Here is a 19,088-nt window from a genome sequence, read left to right on the forward strand (position 1 = left end):
CAAACTTACAACTTCGTTATAAGTTCACCTTGTCCGAGAAGGCTGAGAATAAATTCTCTAGCCCCTACGGCAAAACTGTCAAAAACTTTTTTTCTGTAAAAATCAACTCATTTCTTCAAAATGTGTGACCAATTTTCCTGTCACATCTGTTTCAAGCATTTTGTGAATTTGTCGAAGTGCCGTCGCAATTTCAATCTCAGTCGAATTGCCATGAGCCTTGACAACAGGAGCTTTCAGCCCGACAAAAGCCGCACCACCACCAGAACTTGCGATATCTTTCAAGCTGTATAAAGCAGGTTTTACGAGAGCGCCGCCGATTTTCGTTGTCAAACTACCAGATTTGATAGTTGAACTAATCATCTTGAACATCGTGGACATCGTTCCCTCGATTGCCTTTAGTACCGCATTTCCCGTGAAACCATCTGCGACAACAACATCCGCAGCACCAGCAAGAATATCACGTGACTCTATATTACCAATAAAATCAATATCCGTCCGTCCAGAAAGCAATTCGTGCGCTTCCTTAACCATTGGAGAACCTTTTGACTCCTCAGCTCCGTTTGAAAGCAAAGCAACACGCGGTTTTTCAATGCCACGAACATTTTGCGCATAATAAGAACCCAAAATCGCAAAATCTACCAAATGTTGCGCCGTATTTTCCGTATTTGCCCCCAAATCCAACATATCAAAACCTTTACCGTCAGAAGTTGGCAATGTGGACATCAAAGCAGGACGTGAAACTTGCTTCATCCGTTTCACGAGCAATAAACCGCCAGTCAACAGCGCCCCAGTAGAACCAGCAGAAAGAATTGCATCCGCTTCGCCTTTTTTAACCGCAGTCAGTGCTTGAACCAGTGAACTATCTTTCTTTGACTTGATTGCCGTTACAGGATCATCATGGAAATCAATCACTTCACTTGTAGCAATGATTTCCACATTTTTTTCATCGTCCAAATAATTCTTGATAGCAGCAACGTCACCAAAAAGTTGAAATTCCAAGTCTGGAAATTCTTGTTTAGCAAGATTTACTCCTTTGATAACAGATTCAGGAGCATTATCACCGCCCATAGCATCAATCGCAATTTTCATATTTTCTCTTTTCTTTACTTATGATGATTAAATTCTCTTAATCAAATTATACAAAAAAAGCAACATTTCTGCTACTTTTTATTATTTTCCTCCAATAATCCGCTCAATCTTTGCGAATACACCATCTTCATTGTTACTTCCGATAATCTCATCAGCAACTTTTAAAATATCAGGATAAGCATTGCTGACAGCATAAGAAGTACCCGCTTGGCTCGCATATTTTAGCATTTCAAGGTCATTCATTTGGTCGCCAAAAGCAGCAAGATTGGCATTTGTCAGATGAAGTGCATCAAGAAGTTTTTCAAGTCCCGTCGCCTTGCTAATTCCCTGAGGAATGATGTCAATACTGGTAAAACCTGTCGTTGTCGCCCGTGCATAAGGTAAATGTTCACTGATAAAAGCTTCGCATTCCAAAGTATGTTCCACAGGAAAATTCGTTGTGATTTTGAGCAAAGCATCATCAATCGCACCAATTTCATTGACTTTTTGTGAATTTGGATAGTAAAATTGTGCTGCCTTAAAAAATTCTGACGAAATACCTTGCAAAGCGTAAGCACCTTTCAAGCCAGAAATAAGGAAATCATCGGCTGGACTGTAAGGCATTTCGCGAAGAAGTTGGATAATCTCGCTAATTTGTGGCAGAGTAAAATCCTGTGCAAAGATAATCTCATCTTTGACCGCTACGACACCACCATTTTCAGCCACAAAAGCCATATCATCTGCAAAACCATCAAATAATTCTTGCAAAGCGAGGAGAGAACGCCCAGATGAAGCAGCAAAAGTTAGATTTTTTTTATTAAATTCTCTCAAAATAGCGTGTAATCTTGCATGATTGAAAGTATGATCATCACGGAGCAACGTCCCATCCATATCCGTCGCAAATAATTTTAATTCTTTTTTCATATTTTTCTCACTTTTTATTTTTGATAGTTCTGTCAAAAATACTTTTCTCTGTTTATTATAACTTATTATGATAATGATTTCAAAGTGTTCAAAAAAACAGTCGAATAGACTGTTTTTATTTTTTGACAGTTTTGTCAAAAAAGTTTAATCCGCCCAAAGCGCTTTGACTTTCGCCTGAACCTCTTCGTTTTCCAAGAAATCATCGTAGCTTTCGCCGATACGGTCAATCACACCATTTTTAGACAATACAACGATATGATTTGCCAAAGTCGAGATAAATTCGTGGTCATGTGAGCTAAAGAGAATAGAACCTTTAAATGCTTTGAGACCATCATTAAGTGCAGAAATTGATTCCAAATCCAAATGATTTGTTGGGTCATCAAGTACAAGCACATTTGCACGTTGAAGCATCATTTTAGAAAGCATGACACGAACTTTTTCGCCACCAGAAAGAACAGAAACAGATTTCAAAGATTCCTCGCCTTTAAAAAGCATTCTTCCCAAGAAACCACGAAGATAAGTATTATCGTCTTCTTCCTTCGTCAAGACAAATTGGCGCAACCAATCAAGAATTGAATCACCATCAGCGAAGTCTCGTGTATTATCTTTTGGCAGATAAGAACGCGTTGTTGTCACACCCCACTTAATCTCGCCAGTATAGTCAATATCGCCCATCAAAGCACGAATAAGTGCTGTTTGTTGAATATCATTTTGCCCGATAAAAACAGTCTTATCTCCAGGAGTGAGGATAAATGAAATATTATCCAAAATCTTTTCGCCATCAATTTCCACAGAAAGATTTTCCACACGAAGCAAATCATTCCCAATCTCACGTTCTTGGTCAAAGCCGATAAATGGATATTTACGTGAAGACGGAACGAATTCTTCCACTTCAATCTTATCCAGCATTTTCTTACGAGAAGTCGCTTGTTTTGATTTAGAAGCATTTGCTGAGAAACGTGCAATAAACTCTTTGAGTTCAGCAATTTTTTCCTCAGCCTTACGATTTTGGTCGCCTTGTAAACGAAGTGCTAACTCAGAAGATTGTTTCCAAAAATCATAATTTCCTGGATAGAGCTTGATTTTACCGTAGTCCAGGTCAGCCATATAAGTACAAACATTGTTCAAAAAGTGACGGTCATGAGAAACCACGATGACTGTATTTTCAAAGTTAATCAAGAAATCTTCCAACCAGTTAATCGCCTGAATATCTAGTCCGTTGGTTGGTTCATCCAGCAACAGTACATCAGGTTTACCAAAAAGTGCTTTGGCAAGCAGGACTTTGACATGTTCACCAGAAGTCAGATTTGCCATGCTATCACTATGTTGTTCAGTTTTAATTCCCAAATTTTGCAACAATCGAGCAGCTTCAGCTTCAGCTTCGTAACCGCCCATTTCGCCAAATTCAGCTTCAAGTTCCGCAGCGCGCATGAAATCATCGTCTGTTGCATCAGGATTCATATAAATTGCATTTTTTTCCTGATTGATTTGGAAAAGTTTTTCATTGCCCATCATCACAACATCAAGCGGTGTTTTATCTTCATAATCATAGTGATTTTGACGCAAAACAGACATCCGTTCGTTAGGCCCAAGTGAAACGTGCCCTGTCGTCGGTTGGATTTCGCCATCTAAGATTTTGAGAAAAGTTGATTTACCAGCACCATTTGCGCCGATGAGTCCATAGCAGTTTCCTGCTGTAAATTTAATATTGACCTCATCAAAAAGTTTGCGGTCAGAAAATTGTAAAGAAATGTCAGATACAGTAAGCATTTATTGTCCTTTGTGTCATTTTAGTATATTCTCCTTATTCTATCATATTTTACTAAAATTATAAACCTGCCACATCATTGTTTTGCCCATTAAAACCAAAAGTACCAAAAATAGTTTTAGGTAAATTTTAGATAAGCTTGAGCGACGATTAAGCAACCCTCGTTATACTATATTTATTCCAATAAAATTTTTCATAAAGTTTACTCCTAAAGAATAAAAACGAACGGCTGGTTACCGTTCGTCTTTGTTTTATTTACTATTTTTTGCCATCCGGTTCATCATTATCTTAAAAACTCTTAGGAAAAGACGAGGATGCGCGCGGGCAATGTGAACGATTGAACGGTCACCAAATGAATGGAAGTAACGATGTTTTGGATTTTCATCTGTTGCAGCCTTGTAGAAAACTTCAGCAAGTTGAGCAGAAGTAGCACCTGCGCCCATAGAGCCAGAGAAAACACCACGTAAACTGTCAATAATTGGCTGATAAGCACTATTTTCTTTGAGATTTTTCTCAGCATTTTCCAAAGCGATAGCTCCCCAGCTTGACTCTGTTCCACCAGGTTGAACAACAATCGAACGAATACCAAATTGACTGACTTCTGTATCCAGAACGTCGCTCCATTGTTGTAGCGCTGCTTTTGTGGCATGATAGAAAGCGCCGAGCGGCATATAAAGGTCGCCACCAATAGAGGAAATGTTGACGATTCTGCCAAATTTTTGTGTCCGCATTGTTGGAAGAACGAGTTGAGAGAGTTCCACAGCGCCGAAAAAGTTTGTTTCAAACTGTTTTCTGATATTTTCCATAGGAATTTCCTCAGCAGGCCCGTATTCGCCGTATCCAGCATTGTTGATGAGAACATCAATCCGTCCAGTTTTATCTAAAATACTTTGGATAAATGAATGATTACTCTCTGAAACAGTGACATCTAATTTTAAGGCTGTGATATTCTTGGCAGTTGGGATTTTTTCTACACGACGAGCGCCGGCGAAAACTTGCCAACCTTTACTGGCGAAAAGTTTTGCGGCTTCAAATCCCATTCCATTTGATGCACCAGTGATGACGACGACTTTTTGATTTTCCATTTTTATGTTCCTCAATTTCGTTATTTTTAAATGAAATTAAATAAATTAGTGAATGTTCATTTATTTATAGAATTATTATAACTAAACGAACATTCATTTGTCAAGAAAAAAGAATTATTTTTTTATTGCATCAATCGAAAGTTCAATCATTTGCTGTATTTCCGCCTCATTTGGCAAAGTCCCATTACGAAAATGAAGTTGCAACTGGTCGGCAATCGGCACAGCTGTCCAGCCAATCATTAAGTCTGGACTAATATTTTTAACTTTTCCGGAAGCAATCAGACGATTGTACAGTTCAATGATAGGCTCAGTTCGTTTCTGGGAATATGCAATTCCTTCGGGAGCGATTTCATTTGGACTTTCCATCGTTGCGTGCATGAAATAAGCCAACTGGGGATATTTCATAGATTGACGTATCACATGATTGAGGAATTTTTTGACTTGTTCTAAAGGCTCAGAAACAGATAAAATTGTTTCCTCCATTCCATCGTCAAAAGTATCCTTGACTTGTATCAAAATCTGGCTCAGCATATCTGCCTTGTCTTTATAGTAAATATAAATCGTTGCAGGACTGACAGCTGCAAGTTTTGCTACCTTTGCGATTGACAAACCAACAAGTCCAACTTCTTGCGTCAATTGAAAAACGGCTTGTGTGATAGCATCTTTTTTATTTTCGTCTATTTTTCTCATATCTTCATTATAAATGAATGATTGTTCATTTGTCAAATGTTTCTCTTAAAAATAACAGAAGGTCCTCGGTGGAGAGCCGAGAACCTTCTTAGGAGTAATTTATGAAAAAGTTTATTTAGGAGTATGAAACATATTATACGACTCTTTCCTGAAATGAAACTTAAATGAAAAGAGAAAAATCAATAAAAGTTTTGTAATTATTTTTACCTGTTGTTTATATTAAGAAAAAATTATAAGTAATATTTTTTGCAAAAAAGAAAGCATTCTTTTATAATAGATAGACCATAAAAGAAAGTAGGAGAAATTTATGAAAGTTACTTACAGATATCTTGACGGTCGAGAAGGCTCAGAAAGCTTTGAAAGCGTTGATGAATTTATCATGTTGCAAAATCGCGAAATCCCAGCGATTGATGATTCCGCAAAAGTAGTTAGTGTAGAAATTGAAGGAACTATCTACACATTTACCGGCAATATAGGAGAATTGTTCTTTGAATTGAACAAATAAGGAGAGAAAAGTCGCTTTGTGGTGGCTTTTTTTTGAATAGAAATTGTTGTTTTTTATCATAGTGAATTACTCTGAAAATTGCGAAAACCCTCTGTTTAAGTTATAATAAAGATAACTTAAATATAAGTTAGGAGAACAAAAGATGAAGAAAATTCTTGCTTTCTTAGTTACATTTATTGCTTTTGGTATGGTCGCTGGAGCTGTTCACGCTGATAGCAATATTTATCGTCTATATAATCCTAATACTGGGGAACATTTTTATACAAGTAGCAGTGTTGAAAAAAGTGGTTTGCTCAATGTTGGTTGGATTTATGAAGGTATCGGTTGGGTAGCTCCTAGTGCGGGAAGTCCAGTCTATCGTTTATACAATCCACACGCTATGGGCGGAGACCATTATTACACGACAAGTGCTGGGGAACGAGATGTGCTTATGAGAGCTGGATGGCACTATGATGGAGTTTTCTGGCGTTCAGGAGGGAAAGTTTCGGTTTATGTTGCTTACAATCCTAATGCTCAGTCAGGAGCGCATAATTTTACAACTAATGCGAGCGAGCAACAAAGTCTTTTGAATGTGGGATGGAAATTCCCAGCGGTTGCTTGGCAAGCTGTGAAACTTGGCTCTGCAAATGGCGGTGTTCAGATGCGTCCGCAAACAGGAGATTATTGGAATTATCCTTCTGAGTTGAATGCTTATCCAAATATCAATCAATATCCAGGTATCAACATTGTTGTCAATAAAGCAACACAGCGGCTTTATATCAAGTCAAATAATCGTGTGCTTTATACGATGTACTGCAGTACAGCAAATCCAGCCTTGGGAGCTACACCATCAGGGAGCTATGCGGTTCAAGCTGAACACGGAGCAACTCTTGTTGAAAATGGTTATGCTGTTGCGAAAACTTATACATCATGGTATCAACACGGGATTTATCTCTTTCATTCCGTTGTCTTTAATCCTAATGGGACAGTCGATATAGCGCAGGCAGAGCAACTCGGAAAAACACCTCAAAGTCATGGTTGTGTCCGTCTCACTATTCCAGATGCACGCTGGATATATCAGACTATCCCAGTTGGAACACCTGTTACTATTCAATAATATGAAAAATATCTAACTTTAGGTTAGATATTTTTATTTTAATTATTTAACTTCTTTAAAAATAACGTGTTTGCGAAGTTTTGGTGAATATTTTTTCAATTCCAATTTGTCTGGTGTGTTGCGTTTGTTCTTTTGTGTCAAATAGATACGTTCGCCAGATTCTTTGTGTTCAAGTGTGATATTTACGCGCATGATAAGTCCTTTCTCTGATTACTTTCTGAAATTATTTAGCATCGCGCACTTGACGGCCTTTGTAATAGCCTTTAAGTGAAACGCGGTGTGAGCGACTGTAGTCGCCAGTAGCTTCGTTAAAAGTAACAGTTGGAGCTGTCAATTTGTAATGTGTGCGACGACGGTTTTTCTTCGCTGATGAAGTGTGACGTGCAGGTACTGCCATGATTTTTGTCCTCCGTGGATTTTTTTGTTTTTGACAGAACTGTCAAAAACGTACTCAACTATCATAACAGATTTTTTTGACAAATGCAAGAATGTAAAGTATTTTTACTTGACAAAATTATTTTTGACAAAGCTGTGAAGAGGTTAGACGCTTCAGCATCAACCTTCTCGGACAAGCTGAACTCATTTGCAAATGTGAGTTTGCAGCTTGTCAAAAAAATTATTTCATCATTGATGAGGTATTTTGAGTGTTCATCATGTTTTCTTGATTTTGTTGGCTCATCATGCTGCTTGAGTTACCACGTGTTTTCATTGCTTGCTTCATCTGTGAGCGGTTGATTTTTGCCATCATTGAGCTGGGCTGGTTTGTGCGCATCATCGAAGTTTTTGAATAGGCGTGTCCGGCGCTGATGACTGGTAAGGCAATGAGTGTAGCAGCGACGACAAGAGCGCCGAAGAAAAGTGTTTTATTTTTGTTCATTTGATTGGTTTGATTTTCCTTTGTTTGTGATTTTTCTATTATAATTTATTTTTGACGAAAAAATTTGCGACTTTGGACTGATTTTTGATAAGAAACCAGAGCAAAAAGTTTTTGACAGAATTGCCGAAGGGGCTAGAGAAATTATTATCAGCCTGTCAAAAAAATTATTGTGTTATGGATGAGTGTGTTTGCTTGCTCATCATTGTGTGTTTGCCTGAATGAAGGACTATTTTTTTCATTTCATCATATGATTTTGTTTTCTTCAGATTTTTTGTATGTATTGAATTATTGTTATAAACATTACAAATGCTACTGGCGATAGGTACGGTTGCTAGTGAGCCAAGTAAAATGATAACAAGTATTGAAAGACGTTTTTTCATTTTATTTACCTTTTTTATTTATAATGACATTGTAACATAAATTAGAAAAAAACGTATTATGTAAAGATTAGATTTCTTAGTTTTTATTATGAAAATGATTAAATGTAGTTTTTGACAGGTTGATGTTAAAGCATTTAGTCTTTTTGACAGAACTGTCAAAAATATTTGACAGAGATCATTGACGAAAAAAAATAAAAATTTTGATACAATATTTTTAATTCATGTAAAACCAATGAAAATGTCAGCTCAGATCTTTATGAATCAAAGTGCGGGGCGTTGAATGTTTCCTAATCCAAGTAAAACAGTGCTTGACGGTAATTTTTGACAAACTAAACAGAGCAAAATCGGACAAATTGATTGGAGAAAACATGAAAAACTGGCAAAAACTTGTTCTCGTGTTCCTGATTGCCCTTGCTGCGCTGATTGCGTATTTTGGTTTTGGACAATCTTTTATTGCACAGCTGATTATCACGGTTGTGGGTGGTTTTCTTGCACTCACGATGTTTATTGGCATGATAAAAACCTTGCGTAATGGCTCTTATGGTGTTGATTTATTGGCGATTACAGCGATTATTGTGACGCTTCTGGTAGGAGAATACTGGGCGAGTTTGATTATCGTTTTGATGCTCGTTGGTGGCGAAACTCTGGAGGATTATGCAACAGGACGCGCAAATCGTGAACTTTCTGCATTGCTTAAAAAGTCACCGGAAGTTGCGCACGTAAAAATCGGGGAAAAGCTGATAGATAAAGCTTTAGATGATGTTGAAGTTGACAGCATTTTGCTAATAAAACCTATGGAAGTTGTTCCTATCGACGGTTTGTTGTTGTCTGCTGCTGCGGTTTTGGATGAGTCATCTGTGACGGGCGAAACGAAGCCAAATGAGCTGGTCGCTGGCGATACAGTCATGTCTGGTGCGATCAATGGCAATTCCAGTATTGAAATACAGACGACGGTGCTTGCGCGCGATTCGCAATTTCAAAAAATTATTCATCTGGTGCGGGAAGCAAAAGATACACCGGCGAATTTTGTACGTCTGGCGGACCGTTATGCGATTCCTTTCACGATTATCGCTTATATTATTGCGGGAATTGCTTTTGCAATTTCGCGAAATCCAGTACGGATAGCTGAGGTGCTTGTCGTTGCTAGTCCTTGTCCGCTGATTTTGGCGGCACCGATTGCTTTTGTTGGTGGGATGAGTCGGGCGTCAAAAAATGGTTTCTTGATAAAAAATGGCACAATTATTGAAAAACTCGCCACGGCGAAAGCAATTTTCTTTGACAAAACGGGGACAATCACAGATGGGAAAATTGCTGTGGACGAGATTTTGCCTGCCGAACATATAAGTCAAAATGAACTTCTTGAAATCGTTTATAGCATAGAAAAATCAAGCAGTCACGTTCTCGCAAAGGCAATCAGTGATTACGCAGAAAGCCGTGAAATAGCAACAAAAAATTTGACAGAACTGTCAGAAACAGTTGGAATGGGTGTTGAGGCAAAAATTAACGGACAGACTGTCAAAATTGGGCGCAGTCAATTTGCTGATGCACCTGACGAACTTGATTATGACACAGCTTTTTATGTCAGCCGTGATGGCGACTATATCGGCGCTGTAACATTTTCTGACAGTCTTCGTCCTGAAGCAAAACAGGTGATGACAGAACTGTCAAAACTTGGCGTGGCAGAAATTACCATGCTGACAGGTGATAACAGCCGTGTGGCAAGGAAAATTGCTCAAGAAGTCAATATTTCCAAAGTTTATGCAGGACTTTTACCTGGTGAAAAGTTGGAACATATCAAAGCAGCAACCTTGCACCCTGTGATTATGGTTGGTGATGGTGTCAATGATGCACCAGCGCTGACTTTGGCAGATGTTGGAATTTCTGTCGGTTCAGGAAATTCGACAGTCGCCAGCGAAGCAGCAGATATTGTTTTGCTGAAAAATGATTTGACCAACGTCACAAAATCAATCCAAATTAGCCGAGACACAATGCGCATTGCGCGTCAAGCAGTGTTGATAGGAATTATTATCTGTATTCTCTTAATGATAATTGCAGCTACGGGACTCATTCCAGCAATCATTGGCGCTGTGTTCCAAGAAGTGATTGATGTGGTCTCAATTCTCTATGCTCTGCGCGCGTTGCGGGGATAAATGAAAAAAACTGTCCAGCCGGGCAGTTTTTTTCTGATAAAAATCAATGAAATATACAATGAAATCTTAGAATTTTCACATCAAAACCTTGTTTATTCCTTAAAATAAATTCGCTATCATAGAAATATCAAAAAGAAAGGCATATTTACTATGTTAGAGAAAAAATTTCAGTGGAGCAAAGTTCCACTTATCGGCGGATTGTTTTGGGCGACAAAGCTCATTTCAACAGGACAAGGTGAATCACTCTCCGACTTTTCGAGTCAAATTTTCGGACAGCAGCACGCAGTAATGGGCGATATCTTCACGATTGGCTGGTCACTTATTCTATTTGGACTTTTCTTGTTCATGCAGTTGCGCTCAGAAAAGTATCGTCCGATATTTTATTGGCTCTCAGTCGCATTACTCGCTGTTTTTGGGACAAATTTAGCAGATGATTTGGCAAATGGTCTCGGCTTATCACATATGATTACGGCGGGGATTTTCGCGGTTGGGATGATTATTTCCTTTGTGAGCTGGCATCATTCAACAGGAGACTTGTCGATTCATCATATTACAACACTCAAGCAAGAAATTTACTATTGGATTACTGTCATGTTTAGTTTTGCGCTTGGGACAGCGGTTGGTGATTGGTTGGCAGATACGACAGGAGGCTTCAATCCCGACCCTTTCGGACTTGGTCTGGGACTTTTAAATACTGGTCTAATCCTCGGAGCTATTTTTCTAGCACTTTTCATCTATCGTTTTGTTGCTCGTCCAAAAAATAATACTTTTGCAGAGATTTTGACTTTCTGGCTGGCGTATATCTTGACACGTCCAGTTGGTGCAAGTTTCGCAGACTATTTTGGCTATGATTTTCATGCTGGTTTTTTAGGAAATAAAGGAATGTCAATTATTTGGTTGAGCTTATTTGTAATCTTGATGTCGGCTACTCTACGTGAATATCATAAAAAAGAAAATAATCATTTGCAAGTTACTTAAGAATAAGTTAGTAATGACAAAATTGTTCACCTTTTAAAAATTCTGATAACTTATCAGAATTTTTTCATGGAAAATCAGTTGTAGCCACTTCATCAACAGCTTATAATGAATTTATGAAAAAGAAAATAACGAGAAAAACCCAGATTTACCTACTAGTTGCTGCTATTATATGGTTAATTACAAATGGAATTGCTATTTATTTTACGCCGATTTTGGATGAGACACATTGGATAGGGCTTATTCTTGGAAATATTGTTTTTCTGGTTACTTTGGCTTACCTTACAGGAGTTTTCCAACTTAATCAACATCTTCCTAAAATGAGTGAACTAAGGATAAAACGCTATTATCGTTACTCTTTCTGGATACTTGCATTTGGAATGTTTCTGATTCCTTTCTTTTTTATGATTCATCTTCCTGATAGCTTGCATCTTTGGGATTATTTCACGATTTTTAACAGTACAACACAACTTCATGGACAGCCTTTTGGAACTTATAACACGCATATGAGTTATTATTTGCGTTATCCCAATAACCAGTTTTTCGGAATTGTTTTCAATCAACTTTTTGCAGGAGTTGCCAGTAATATTTTTTTTAAAAATCTTCTAGTAACAGGAACTTCCAGCCTTTTAACTTCTCTTGGTTTACTTGCAATGTCGCAAACTGTGAAAAATCTTTCAGGCGTTTCGCTTGCCCTTTTGTTTAATGTTGCTGCCTTTGGTTTCTTACCTTTTTATTTCTATGGGGCGCAACTTTATACAGATACAGTAACTTTGCCTTTTATCGCTCTTGCAGTTCTCTTTTTTGTCAAGAGTTGGCAAGCGAAATCTGCGAAATATCAACTCATTTGGGCAAGTGTAGCCTCTTGTGTGACAGTAGTAGGTTATATTTTCAAGCCTACTGTTGCGATTGTTTTTATAGCTGCACTGGTTTTCTTGATTATTAATAAAAAATGGCGCAAAACTTTGGTCGTTTTAGCACTTTTTCTTGCTTTTTGGGGTGTTGGACATAGTTTTACACAAGCAACGATTGCGTCACAGTCAGGATTCTCACAAAAAGCACAAATAAAATATAATTTTCCAATGATGCACTGGATAATGATGTCTTGGTCACCCAAAAGTAAGGATGGTGGTTTTAATCTTTCATTACGTGAATATACGCAGTCAATCTCAGGAAAGACAGCCAAAAATAAAGCTGATACACAACTTTTTTTAAGCAATATTGAGCAGATGGGAGTCGGGGGAATAATTCATCAGATTGGACGCAAACTGGCTTATACATGGACTTTTAGTGATTTGAATAGCAGTTTTTATACTTATCGTCATGCCAATCCGCTTGTCTATCATTATTTTGATTATTTACCAAATAAAAAAACTGGAAATATCACTGGTTGGTTGATGTTAAAAGCAGCAGAAATGCTCTTTTGGCTACCGCTCGTTCTTTTGCTATGGAAACAGATTTTTACTCAACTTTTTTCCCCTAACAAATGGTCAAATCCTTGGAGTTTTCTTATGATTATTATTTTGGGACTTTCACTTTTTCTTATTTTGTGGGAGGCAAATTCGCGGTATTTATATAGTTTTGCGCCTATTTTGATTGCGATTGCGATTTATCAGGTGCATGAGTTGACAGTAAAAACAGGCAAGTGATTATTATTTACTCTAAAAAAATGAAATATTTTCTGATAAATTTTCATGAAATTGTCAGTGAAATCTTGTAGTAGTAAAATCAAGCTTTTGCTAAGATAGACTTTATTAAAAGAAAGGCATTATTTATGTTAGATAAAAAATTTTCATGGAACAAAGTTCCAGCGATTGGTCTGCTATTTTGGGCGACTAAGCTGATTTCAACAGGACAAGGTGAGTCAATTTCCGACTTTTCAGCAGGGATTTTCGGTCACGGCAATCAAGTGTTGAGTACAGCTTTTACGCTCATTTGGTCGATTGCTTTATTTGTGTTTTTTCTTAGAAAACAGCTTAAGTCCGACCGTTATCGTCCCTTTTATTACTGGCTAAGTGTGGCACTTTTGGCAGTTTTTGGTACGATTTTTGCTGATGGTTTGACGGCTGTGTTTGGTCTGTCACATTTGATAGTGACATTGATATTTTTAGTTTTGATGGTGCTTTCTTTTGCGAGTTGGTATTTTGTGACGGGCAATCTTTCAATTCACAAGATTATGTCGCTCAAGAGTGAGCTATTTTACTGGTTGACAGTGATGTTTAGCTTCGCTCTGGGAACGGCAGCGGGCGATTGGTTGGCTTACCCTATGGGGCTTGGCTTGCTCAATACAGGTTTGCTGTTGGGAGTTGTTTTTCTTTTCATTGTTGGCTTTCGTTACTTTGTTCGTCCACGTGAAAATTCTTTTATTGAGATTTTGAGTTTTTGGGCAGCTTATGCGCTGACACGTCCGATTGGCGCGAGTTTTGCGGATTATTTTGGTTATAAATGGCTGGGTGGCATTTTAGGAAATAAAGGAATGTCGCTGGTTTGGTTGATTTTGTTTATTGGTTTGATGATTGTCATGCTAGTGCGAGAACATCGGGATAAACACGTAGAAAATCTACTACTCAACAAAAAAGTCGATTTCTCCTGAATTATGATAAAATCTCATAAAAATATCAGTGAAAATGGGTATTTTTGCTATAAAAAATATGCTATCATAGCTGTAAAGATAAAAGAACTTTTGAGGAATAAAAAATGGAACGACATATTTTGATTGTAGAAGATGAACGTAGTATTTCAGATTATGTGAAAAAAGAACTGATTTTTGAGGATTATCTTGTGTCAACAGCCTTTGATGGACAAGAAGCACTGGAAGTTTTTGAAGTGGCAGAACCTGCGATTGACGTGGTTTTATTGGATTGGATGATTCCTAAGCTTGATGGACTTGAAGTACTGCGACGAATGAAAAAAATGAGTCCGAACACACCAGTGATTTTTCTGACGGCGCGTGATTATGTTGGCGACAAAGTTGCGGGGCTTGATGCTGGTGCGGATGATTATATTACGAAGCCTTTTGAGATTGAGGAACTGCTGGCGCGCTTGCGTTTGATTTTTCGAAAATGGGCAACAGAGCGTGCGGCGATTTATCAGATTGGGCATTTACGCGTGGATACGGCAGGTCACGAAGTTTTGATAGATAAGGAAGCGGTGAAGCTCACACAACGTGAATATACTTTATTGCTGTATTTGCTGGAACATCGTGGAGAAGCTATCTCGCGTGCCGATATTTTGGATGATGTCTGGGGAATGAATTTTGATGGGCAGGAAAATACGGTAGATGCTTATGTCCGCTATTTACGTGGAAAAATTGATGTTGAGGGCGAAGCATCATTGATTGAAACAGTGCGCGGTGTTGGTTATAAGATAAAATAATTTTTGACAGAATGGGCAAAAATTTTGGGAGATAAAAATGAATAGATTGAGAGAAATATTTAAGAAAGATAAGCCACAAACAAATGCGCGCGTGATCACTTGGATTTTTATGCGTGTTTTTTTGGTTTTGACTGTTCTCAATATCTTTGTCATTTCAGCTGTGGTTGCTTTTAGTGGCTTGCAAATGCGGGAGGCAGAAGGTTCATCACTTTTGAGCTCTGTGCAAGAAGCAGCGAACGATGGAAATATTAACTGGCGAGAATTTGAATTGGCTGGCGATGATGGACAATGGGCGGATTATGTGCGCGTGACGCGGGCGAATGGTGATATTGATATGAGCCACGGAACGGCAGACTTTTTAAAGTCAAATTGGCGTTTTCATTTAGATTATTTTCATTTGACGAATAATGGCATATTTTGGCATGATAGTACGACTTCTGACGGGATTACAGCAGAGTTGTGGCTGAATATTGATGCAGTTGTTGAGTCGGTAGCGCGGACAGTTGCAGCGATTATTCTTGTGATGTTGGCACTTTTTGTGGTGAGTATTTTCATGATTCGTAGGACATCTCGCAGACTGTCTGAACCCTTGGAAAATCTCGCAGAAGCGGCAAATTTAGCAGAAGACAAGAGTTTGCCAGTTCCTGAAAATCCCCAAGAAGTACATCAGTTGGCTTTGAATTTTAATCAACTTTTAGGACGACTTAACTTGAAAATTGAGCAGGAACAACAATTCGTCTCAGACGCTTCTCATGAACTCCGAACACCTGTTGCGGCTATTCGTGGACACGTGACTTTGCTCAAACGTCGTTGGAAAGAGCATCCAGAGATAATTGAGGATTCGCTCAATTATATTGATGAGGAATCATTGCGTATGAAAAAACTCATCGAGGATTTACTGATGATTTCGCGAGGAAACCGAATGAAAACTGAAAAAGAAGAGATAGATTTGGCAATCGTTGCCGAGAAAATAACAGAAGATATCAAGCTGGCATTGCCTCAAAAAGTGAGTTTTGAGCTGAGTAATCATGAGGATAACAAAACAGAGGCTTTTCTTATCCATGCAGATAGAGCAGCAATTCAGCACATTATCATTGCTTTTTTGGAAAATGCAGGAAAATATGCACCTAAAGATACGAAAATCACTGTGAAACTCAAAAAAGTCGGTGATAGCATTGACTTGAGTGTGGCAGATGAAGGTACGGGTATTCCAGATGATGAAAAAGCACAAATTTTTGAACGTTTTTATCGGATTGATAAGTCGCGTTCAAGTGAAATTCCGGGAACAGGTTTGGGACTTGCGATTGCCAAACAGTACGCTGAGGCAAATGGCGCGTGGATTTTTGTCTCGGATAATTTACCATGTGGAAGTATCTTTCATTTAGTTTTTAGCAATTAAAAATGGAGAAAAAAATGTCTAAAAAAATTTCTTATAGTGTGGGAAGTCTGGCGCTGATATTATTTTTATTAGTCGCTGTTTGGGTGAAGATGAAAGGAACGACAGCGCCAATTGCTTTTGATAGTTCTATCCAAAAGTTTGCATATCATTTACAAAGTTCACACGCTTTGACACGGTTTTTCAGTGATTATACGGGTTTTTTCGGGGATATGACAGGTTATATTACCGCAGGAGTTGTGATACTTGCTCTGTTTGTGCTAGGAGAACGTGTGGGCGCTGTTTATTTTGCTCTATTGGCGGCTTTTTCGACAGTTGTGAATGAGCTGATAAAGCATTTTATACATCGTATACGTCCTGATACGCATCGTGTGCTGGGATTTGCCCATCAAAGTGGCTTTAGTTTTGCGAGCGGTCATTCATTGTTTGCAACGATATTGTTTGGCAGTTTGCTCCTGATTTTGTGGCGCTATCTAAAGTCATCTCCTGCGAGGTTGAGCCTTATTATCGGAGCAATTTTTCTGACTTTGCTCGTCATGTTTTCGCGGATTTTTGTTGGTGTACATTATCCGACAGATACAGTCGCAGGTTTCCTTGAAGGCTTAGTATTTCTAACTTTTAGCGCTCCTACTTTTGTAAAATATAATCAAAAATATCATCAGTCCTGATGATATTTTTTTAAAAGTTTTGTGAGTTCTTCGAGTTCGTCAAGACTGTCAAAACTGACCGAAAGCGTGCCTTGATACTGTTTGTTTGCCTTTATTTTTACTGACTTTCCGAGAATTTTTATCAATTCATGTTCTCTTTCTTCGATAAAAATATTTTTGTCTATTTTGGACGCTTTATTCTGCTTGCTACTTTTTTTGTAAATCAAATCCTCCAGTTGACGAACACTCAGATTGTCAGTAGTAATGCGAGCTGCCAGATTTTTCTGACGGATTTTATTTTTTTCAGCAAGCAAGGTACGTCCATGAGCCAGCGAAATTTTTCCTGTTGAGACTTGCTGTAAAATGCTTTCTGGCAAGTCCAAAATACGGAGTAAATTTGAGACATAAGAACGTGATTTCCCTAGACTTTGTGCGACTTCGTCATGAGTTAGACCCAATTTTTCTGTCAAAAGTGATAAGCTCCGCGCTTCCTCAACAGTATTTAAATCTTCACGTTGAAGATTTTCCAAAATGGACAAAGTCATCATCTTTTCATCAGAATAGTCACGAATGATTGCTGGAATAGTTGATTGCTTGGCGATTTGTGAAGCAAGAAAACGGCGCTCACCAGCGAGAAGTTCATAGCCAACGAGTGCTGATTTTCGCACGATAATCGGCTGTAAAACCCCATTTTCTTGAATAGAATTGGCAAGCTCAGCCAATTTTTTTTCATCAAATGCCAAACGAGGTTGATAAGGATTTTTTACAATGTCGGAAATTTTTAATTCTACAATTTTTTCTGTCATTTTTTCTTTCATGTTTTTTTGACAGAACTGTCAAAAAAATTTGTAAGGTTTACATAGTTTACAGGTTGTGTAAACTTGTTTTTAATCATTTTTTTGCTCATCAATCCACTGTTTTCGCAGATGAAGTGCTTTTTCATATTTTCCCATATCATCAGGGCGGAAATAATCAGCGTCCAGTAATTTATCTGGTAAATATTGCTGATTGACCCAATGATTTGGGAAATTGTGTGCATATTGATAATCCACAGAACGTCCCAAATCTTTCGCCCCAGCATAATGTCCATCTTGCAAATGCGCTGGTACAGGTAGATTTCCATATTTTCCAAGGTCAGCAAGGGCTTCGTCCATCGCGACATAAGCCGCATTTGACTTAGGAGACAAAGCCAAATCAATCACGATATTGGCAATAGGAATTCGTGCTTCGGGGAAACCGAGTTTTTCCGCCGCTTGCAGGGCTAAAACAGTATGCAAAGCAGCATCAGGATTTGCCAAACCGATATCTTCGTAAGCCATGACTGTCAGTCGGCGCGCAAGACTTTGCAAATCTCCGCCCTCAACCAAACGCGCTGCATAGTGTAAACTTGCATTGACATCAGAACCGCGAATGGACTTTTGCAAAGCAGATAGCAAATCATAGTGTGCATCACCATCTTTGTCAAATGTGGTTGCACGGCGCTGTAAACTATTTTCCATATCATCAAGTGTCACATGATTGTTCTTAGACGAGAGAACAGCAAGCTCTAAAGCATTGTAAACCGCACGTAAATCTCCATTTGTCGAATGCACGAGAAAATAAAGGGCTTCTTCGTCCAACTTGACTTCGAGATTAAATCCACGTTCTTTATCCTGTAAAGCAAGGTTGACAGCTTTTTCCAAATCCTCTGCTTCCAAAGGTTTCAACTCAAAAATCTGAACACGAGAACGAATGGCAGGAACAACTGAAAAATAAGGATTTTCGGTCGTCGCACCAATTAAAATAATCTGGCCATTTTCTAAAAGTGGCAGTAGGAAATCCTGTTTTGGCTTGTCCAAACGGTGGATTTCGTCAAGGAGCAAAACAAGTTGTCCAGAAAATTCCGCTTCTGCCGCAATTTCTTGCAGACGTTTTTTTGTATCTGTGGTCGCATTAAAGGTACGAAAAGCCGCATTCATTGTCCCTGCAATCGCTGAGGCAATCGACGTTTTCCCAATTCCTGGCGGGCCATAGAGAATCATCGACGTCAAAAGTTGTGTTTCCACCATCCGCCGAATAATTTTCCCTTCTCCAACAAGATGACTTTGTCCAATGATTTCATCAATATTTCGCGGTCGCATTCGCCGTGCAAGATTTTGTTGTGACATTTTTC

General features: G+C 38.4%; 20 protein-coding genes. 9 read left to right on the plus strand and 11 right to left on the minus strand.

From position 1 onward, the window contains the following. Nucleotides 1-102: 102 nt before the first annotated feature. The 5 genes from plsX to KJS36_RS09235 form a co-directional block, all read right to left on the minus strand. Complete coding sequence (gene plsX / locus KJS36_RS09215) at nucleotides 103-1,089, minus strand: phosphate acyltransferase PlsX (RefSeq protein WP_213536627.1); 987 nt, start codon at nucleotides 1,087-1,089, stop codon at nucleotides 103-105. A gap of 81 nt (nucleotides 1,090-1,170) precedes the next feature. Further along, on the minus strand, nucleotides 1,171-1,992 hold the full coding sequence (locus tag KJS36_RS09220) for a Cof-type HAD-IIB family hydrolase (protein ID WP_213536628.1): 822 nt from the start codon (nucleotides 1,990-1,992) through the stop codon (nucleotides 1,171-1,173). A gap of 144 nt (nucleotides 1,993-2,136) precedes the next feature. After that, nucleotides 2,137-3,762, minus strand: a complete 1,626-nt coding sequence (locus KJS36_RS09225) for an ABC-F family ATP-binding cassette domain-containing protein (RefSeq protein WP_213536629.1) — start codon at nucleotides 3,760-3,762, stop codon at nucleotides 2,137-2,139. A gap of 249 nt (nucleotides 3,763-4,011) precedes the next feature. Next, nucleotides 4,012-4,845: an SDR family NAD(P)-dependent oxidoreductase gene (locus KJS36_RS09230; RefSeq protein ID WP_213536630.1), complete on the minus strand. Its 834-nt coding sequence runs from the start codon at nucleotides 4,843-4,845 to the stop codon at nucleotides 4,012-4,014. A 114-nt stretch (nucleotides 4,846-4,959) separates the two neighbouring features. Beyond that, nucleotides 4,960-5,571: a TetR/AcrR family transcriptional regulator gene (locus KJS36_RS09235; protein ID WP_244842888.1), complete on the minus strand. Its 612-nt coding sequence runs from the start codon at nucleotides 5,569-5,571 to the stop codon at nucleotides 4,960-4,962. A 271-nt stretch (nucleotides 5,572-5,842) separates the two neighbouring features. On the opposite strand from KJS36_RS09235, the gene KJS36_RS09240 reads away from it, so the two are divergent. Both KJS36_RS09240 and KJS36_RS09245 read left to right on the plus strand, forming a co-directional pair. Then, the gene (locus KJS36_RS09240; RefSeq protein WP_213536631.1) at nucleotides 5,843-6,040 is read left to right on the plus strand and encodes a DUF4649 family protein; all 198 of its coding nucleotides are present in this window, start codon (nucleotides 5,843-5,845) and stop codon (nucleotides 6,038-6,040) included. A gap of 142 nt (nucleotides 6,041-6,182) precedes the next feature. Then, complete coding sequence (locus tag KJS36_RS09245; RefSeq protein WP_213536632.1) at nucleotides 6,183-7,136, plus strand: L,D-transpeptidase family protein; 954 nt, start codon at nucleotides 6,183-6,185, stop codon at nucleotides 7,134-7,136. 42 nt (nucleotides 7,137-7,178) lie between these two features. Here KJS36_RS09245 and rpmG read toward each other — a convergent pair whose 3' ends face one another. The 4 genes from rpmG to KJS36_RS09265 all read right to left on the minus strand — a co-directional run bounded on the left by rpmG (nucleotide 7,179) and on the right by KJS36_RS09265 (nucleotide 8,393). Beyond that, the gene (gene rpmG, locus KJS36_RS09250) at nucleotides 7,179-7,328 is read right to left on the minus strand and encodes a 50S ribosomal protein L33 (RefSeq protein WP_213536633.1); all 150 of its coding nucleotides are present in this window, start codon (nucleotides 7,326-7,328) and stop codon (nucleotides 7,179-7,181) included. A gap of 31 nt (nucleotides 7,329-7,359) precedes the next feature. Continuing rightward, nucleotides 7,360-7,533: a 50S ribosomal protein L32 gene (gene rpmF, locus KJS36_RS09255; RefSeq protein ID WP_213536634.1), complete on the minus strand. Its 174-nt coding sequence runs from the start codon at nucleotides 7,531-7,533 to the stop codon at nucleotides 7,360-7,362. 219 nt (nucleotides 7,534-7,752) lie between these two features. Continuing rightward, nucleotides 7,753-8,013, minus strand: coding sequence for a hypothetical protein (locus KJS36_RS09260; RefSeq protein WP_213536635.1), 261 nt, complete (start codon nucleotides 8,011-8,013; stop codon nucleotides 7,753-7,755). Between the two features lie 164 nt (nucleotides 8,014-8,177). Continuing rightward, entirely contained in the window at nucleotides 8,178-8,393 is a 216-nt protein-coding gene (locus tag KJS36_RS09265; RefSeq protein ID WP_213536636.1) for a hypothetical protein, read from the minus strand. 368 nt (nucleotides 8,394-8,761) lie between these two features. On the opposite strand from KJS36_RS09265, the gene KJS36_RS09270 reads away from it, so the two are divergent. The 7 genes from KJS36_RS09270 to KJS36_RS09300 all read left to right on the plus strand — a co-directional run bounded on the left by KJS36_RS09270 (nucleotide 8,762) and on the right by KJS36_RS09300 (nucleotide 16,957). Then, nucleotides 8,762-10,543, plus strand: coding sequence for a heavy metal translocating P-type ATPase (locus KJS36_RS09270; protein WP_213536637.1), 1,782 nt, complete (start codon nucleotides 8,762-8,764; stop codon nucleotides 10,541-10,543). Nucleotides 10,544-10,693: 150 nt separating this feature from the next. Beyond that, nucleotides 10,694-11,521 (plus strand): COG4705 family protein, encoded by an 828-nt coding sequence (locus KJS36_RS09275; RefSeq protein WP_213536638.1) that lies wholly within the window; start codon nucleotides 10,694-10,696, stop codon nucleotides 11,519-11,521. Between the two features lie 113 nt (nucleotides 11,522-11,634). Beyond that, entirely contained in the window at nucleotides 11,635-13,167 is a 1,533-nt protein-coding gene (locus tag KJS36_RS09280) for a glycosyltransferase-like membrane protein (protein WP_213536639.1), read from the plus strand. Between the two features lie 125 nt (nucleotides 13,168-13,292). Further along, nucleotides 13,293-14,111: a COG4705 family protein gene (locus KJS36_RS09285; protein ID WP_213536640.1), complete on the plus strand. Its 819-nt coding sequence runs from the start codon at nucleotides 13,293-13,295 to the stop codon at nucleotides 14,109-14,111. A gap of 104 nt (nucleotides 14,112-14,215) precedes the next feature. Continuing rightward, complete coding sequence (locus KJS36_RS09290; protein ID WP_213536641.1) at nucleotides 14,216-14,893, plus strand: response regulator transcription factor; 678 nt, start codon at nucleotides 14,216-14,218, stop codon at nucleotides 14,891-14,893. A 37-nt stretch (nucleotides 14,894-14,930) separates the two neighbouring features. Then, a complete protein-coding gene (locus tag KJS36_RS09295; protein WP_213536642.1) occupies nucleotides 14,931-16,292 on the plus strand; it encodes a sensor histidine kinase in 1,362 nt (453 codons plus the stop codon). 14 nt (nucleotides 16,293-16,306) lie between these two features. Continuing rightward, the gene (locus KJS36_RS09300) at nucleotides 16,307-16,957 is read left to right on the plus strand and encodes a phosphatase PAP2 family protein (RefSeq protein ID WP_213536643.1); all 651 of its coding nucleotides are present in this window, start codon (nucleotides 16,307-16,309) and stop codon (nucleotides 16,955-16,957) included. On the opposite strand, the gene KJS36_RS09305 is transcribed toward KJS36_RS09300, so the two are convergent. Continuing rightward, nucleotides 16,948-17,742, minus strand: coding sequence for a ParB/RepB/Spo0J family partition protein (locus tag KJS36_RS09305; RefSeq protein ID WP_213536644.1), 795 nt, complete (start codon nucleotides 17,740-17,742; stop codon nucleotides 16,948-16,950). The two genes, KJS36_RS09300 and KJS36_RS09305, sit on opposite strands and share 10 nt — an antisense overlap. A gap of 81 nt (nucleotides 17,743-17,823) precedes the next feature. Continuing rightward, nucleotides 17,824-19,083, minus strand: coding sequence for a replication-associated recombination protein A (locus KJS36_RS09310; RefSeq protein ID WP_213536645.1), 1,260 nt, complete (start codon nucleotides 19,081-19,083; stop codon nucleotides 17,824-17,826). Nucleotides 19,084-19,088 lie beyond the last annotated feature (5 nt).

The sequence above is a fragment of the Lactococcus nasutitermitis genome (assembly GCF_018403765.1).
GTDB lineage: Bacteria > Bacillota > Bacilli > Lactobacillales > Streptococcaceae > Lactococcus > Lactococcus nasutitermitis.

Excerpts from the sequence above, each read along its gene's own strand:
- KJS36_RS09280 (WP_213536639.1), top strand. The coding sequence starts at position 11,635 with ATGAAAAAGAAAATAACGAGAAAAACCCAGATTTACCTACTAGTTGCT.
- KJS36_RS09220 (WP_213536628.1), bottom strand. The coding sequence starts at position 1,992 with ATGAAAAAAGAATTAAAATTATTTGCGACGGATATGGATGGGACGTTG.
- KJS36_RS09230 (WP_213536630.1), bottom strand. The coding sequence starts at position 4,845 with ATGGAAAATCAAAAAGTCGTCGTCATCACTGGTGCATCAAATGGAATG.
- KJS36_RS09260 (WP_213536635.1), bottom strand. The coding sequence starts at position 8,013 with ATGAACAAAAATAAAACACTTTTCTTCGGCGCTCTTGTCGTCGCTGCT.
- plsX (WP_213536627.1), bottom strand. The coding sequence starts at position 1,089 with ATGAAAATTGCGATTGATGCTATGGGCGGTGATAATGCTCCTGAATCT.
- KJS36_RS09240 (WP_213536631.1), top strand. The coding sequence starts at position 5,843 with ATGAAAGTTACTTACAGATATCTTGACGGTCGAGAAGGCTCAGAAAGC.
- KJS36_RS09305 (WP_213536644.1), bottom strand. The coding sequence starts at position 17,742 with ATGACAGAAAAAATTGTAGAATTAAAAATTTCCGACATTGTAAAAAAT.
- KJS36_RS09300 (WP_213536643.1), top strand. The coding sequence starts at position 16,307 with ATGTCTAAAAAAATTTCTTATAGTGTGGGAAGTCTGGCGCTGATATTA.
- KJS36_RS09270 (WP_213536637.1), top strand. The coding sequence starts at position 8,762 with ATGAAAAACTGGCAAAAACTTGTTCTCGTGTTCCTGATTGCCCTTGCT.
- rpmF (WP_213536634.1), bottom strand. The coding sequence starts at position 7,533 with ATGGCAGTACCTGCACGTCACACTTCATCAGCGAAGAAAAACCGTCGT.
- KJS36_RS09310 (WP_213536645.1), bottom strand. The coding sequence starts at position 19,083 with ATGTCACAACAAAATCTTGCACGGCGAATGCGACCGCGAAATATTGAT.
- KJS36_RS09290 (WP_213536641.1), top strand. The coding sequence starts at position 14,216 with ATGGAACGACATATTTTGATTGTAGAAGATGAACGTAGTATTTCAGAT.
- rpmG (WP_213536633.1), bottom strand. The coding sequence starts at position 7,328 with ATGCGCGTAAATATCACACTTGAACACAAAGAATCTGGCGAACGTATC.
- KJS36_RS09285 (WP_213536640.1), top strand. The coding sequence starts at position 13,293 with ATGTTAGATAAAAAATTTTCATGGAACAAAGTTCCAGCGATTGGTCTG.
- KJS36_RS09225 (WP_213536629.1), bottom strand. The coding sequence starts at position 3,762 with ATGCTTACTGTATCTGACATTTCTTTACAATTTTCTGACCGCAAACTT.
- KJS36_RS09295 (WP_213536642.1), top strand. The coding sequence starts at position 14,931 with ATGAATAGATTGAGAGAAATATTTAAGAAAGATAAGCCACAAACAAAT.
- KJS36_RS09265 (WP_213536636.1), bottom strand. The coding sequence starts at position 8,393 with ATGAAAAAACGTCTTTCAATACTTGTTATCATTTTACTTGGCTCACTA.
- KJS36_RS09275 (WP_213536638.1), top strand. The coding sequence starts at position 10,694 with ATGTTAGAGAAAAAATTTCAGTGGAGCAAAGTTCCACTTATCGGCGGA.
- KJS36_RS09245 (WP_213536632.1), top strand. The coding sequence starts at position 6,183 with ATGAAGAAAATTCTTGCTTTCTTAGTTACATTTATTGCTTTTGGTATG.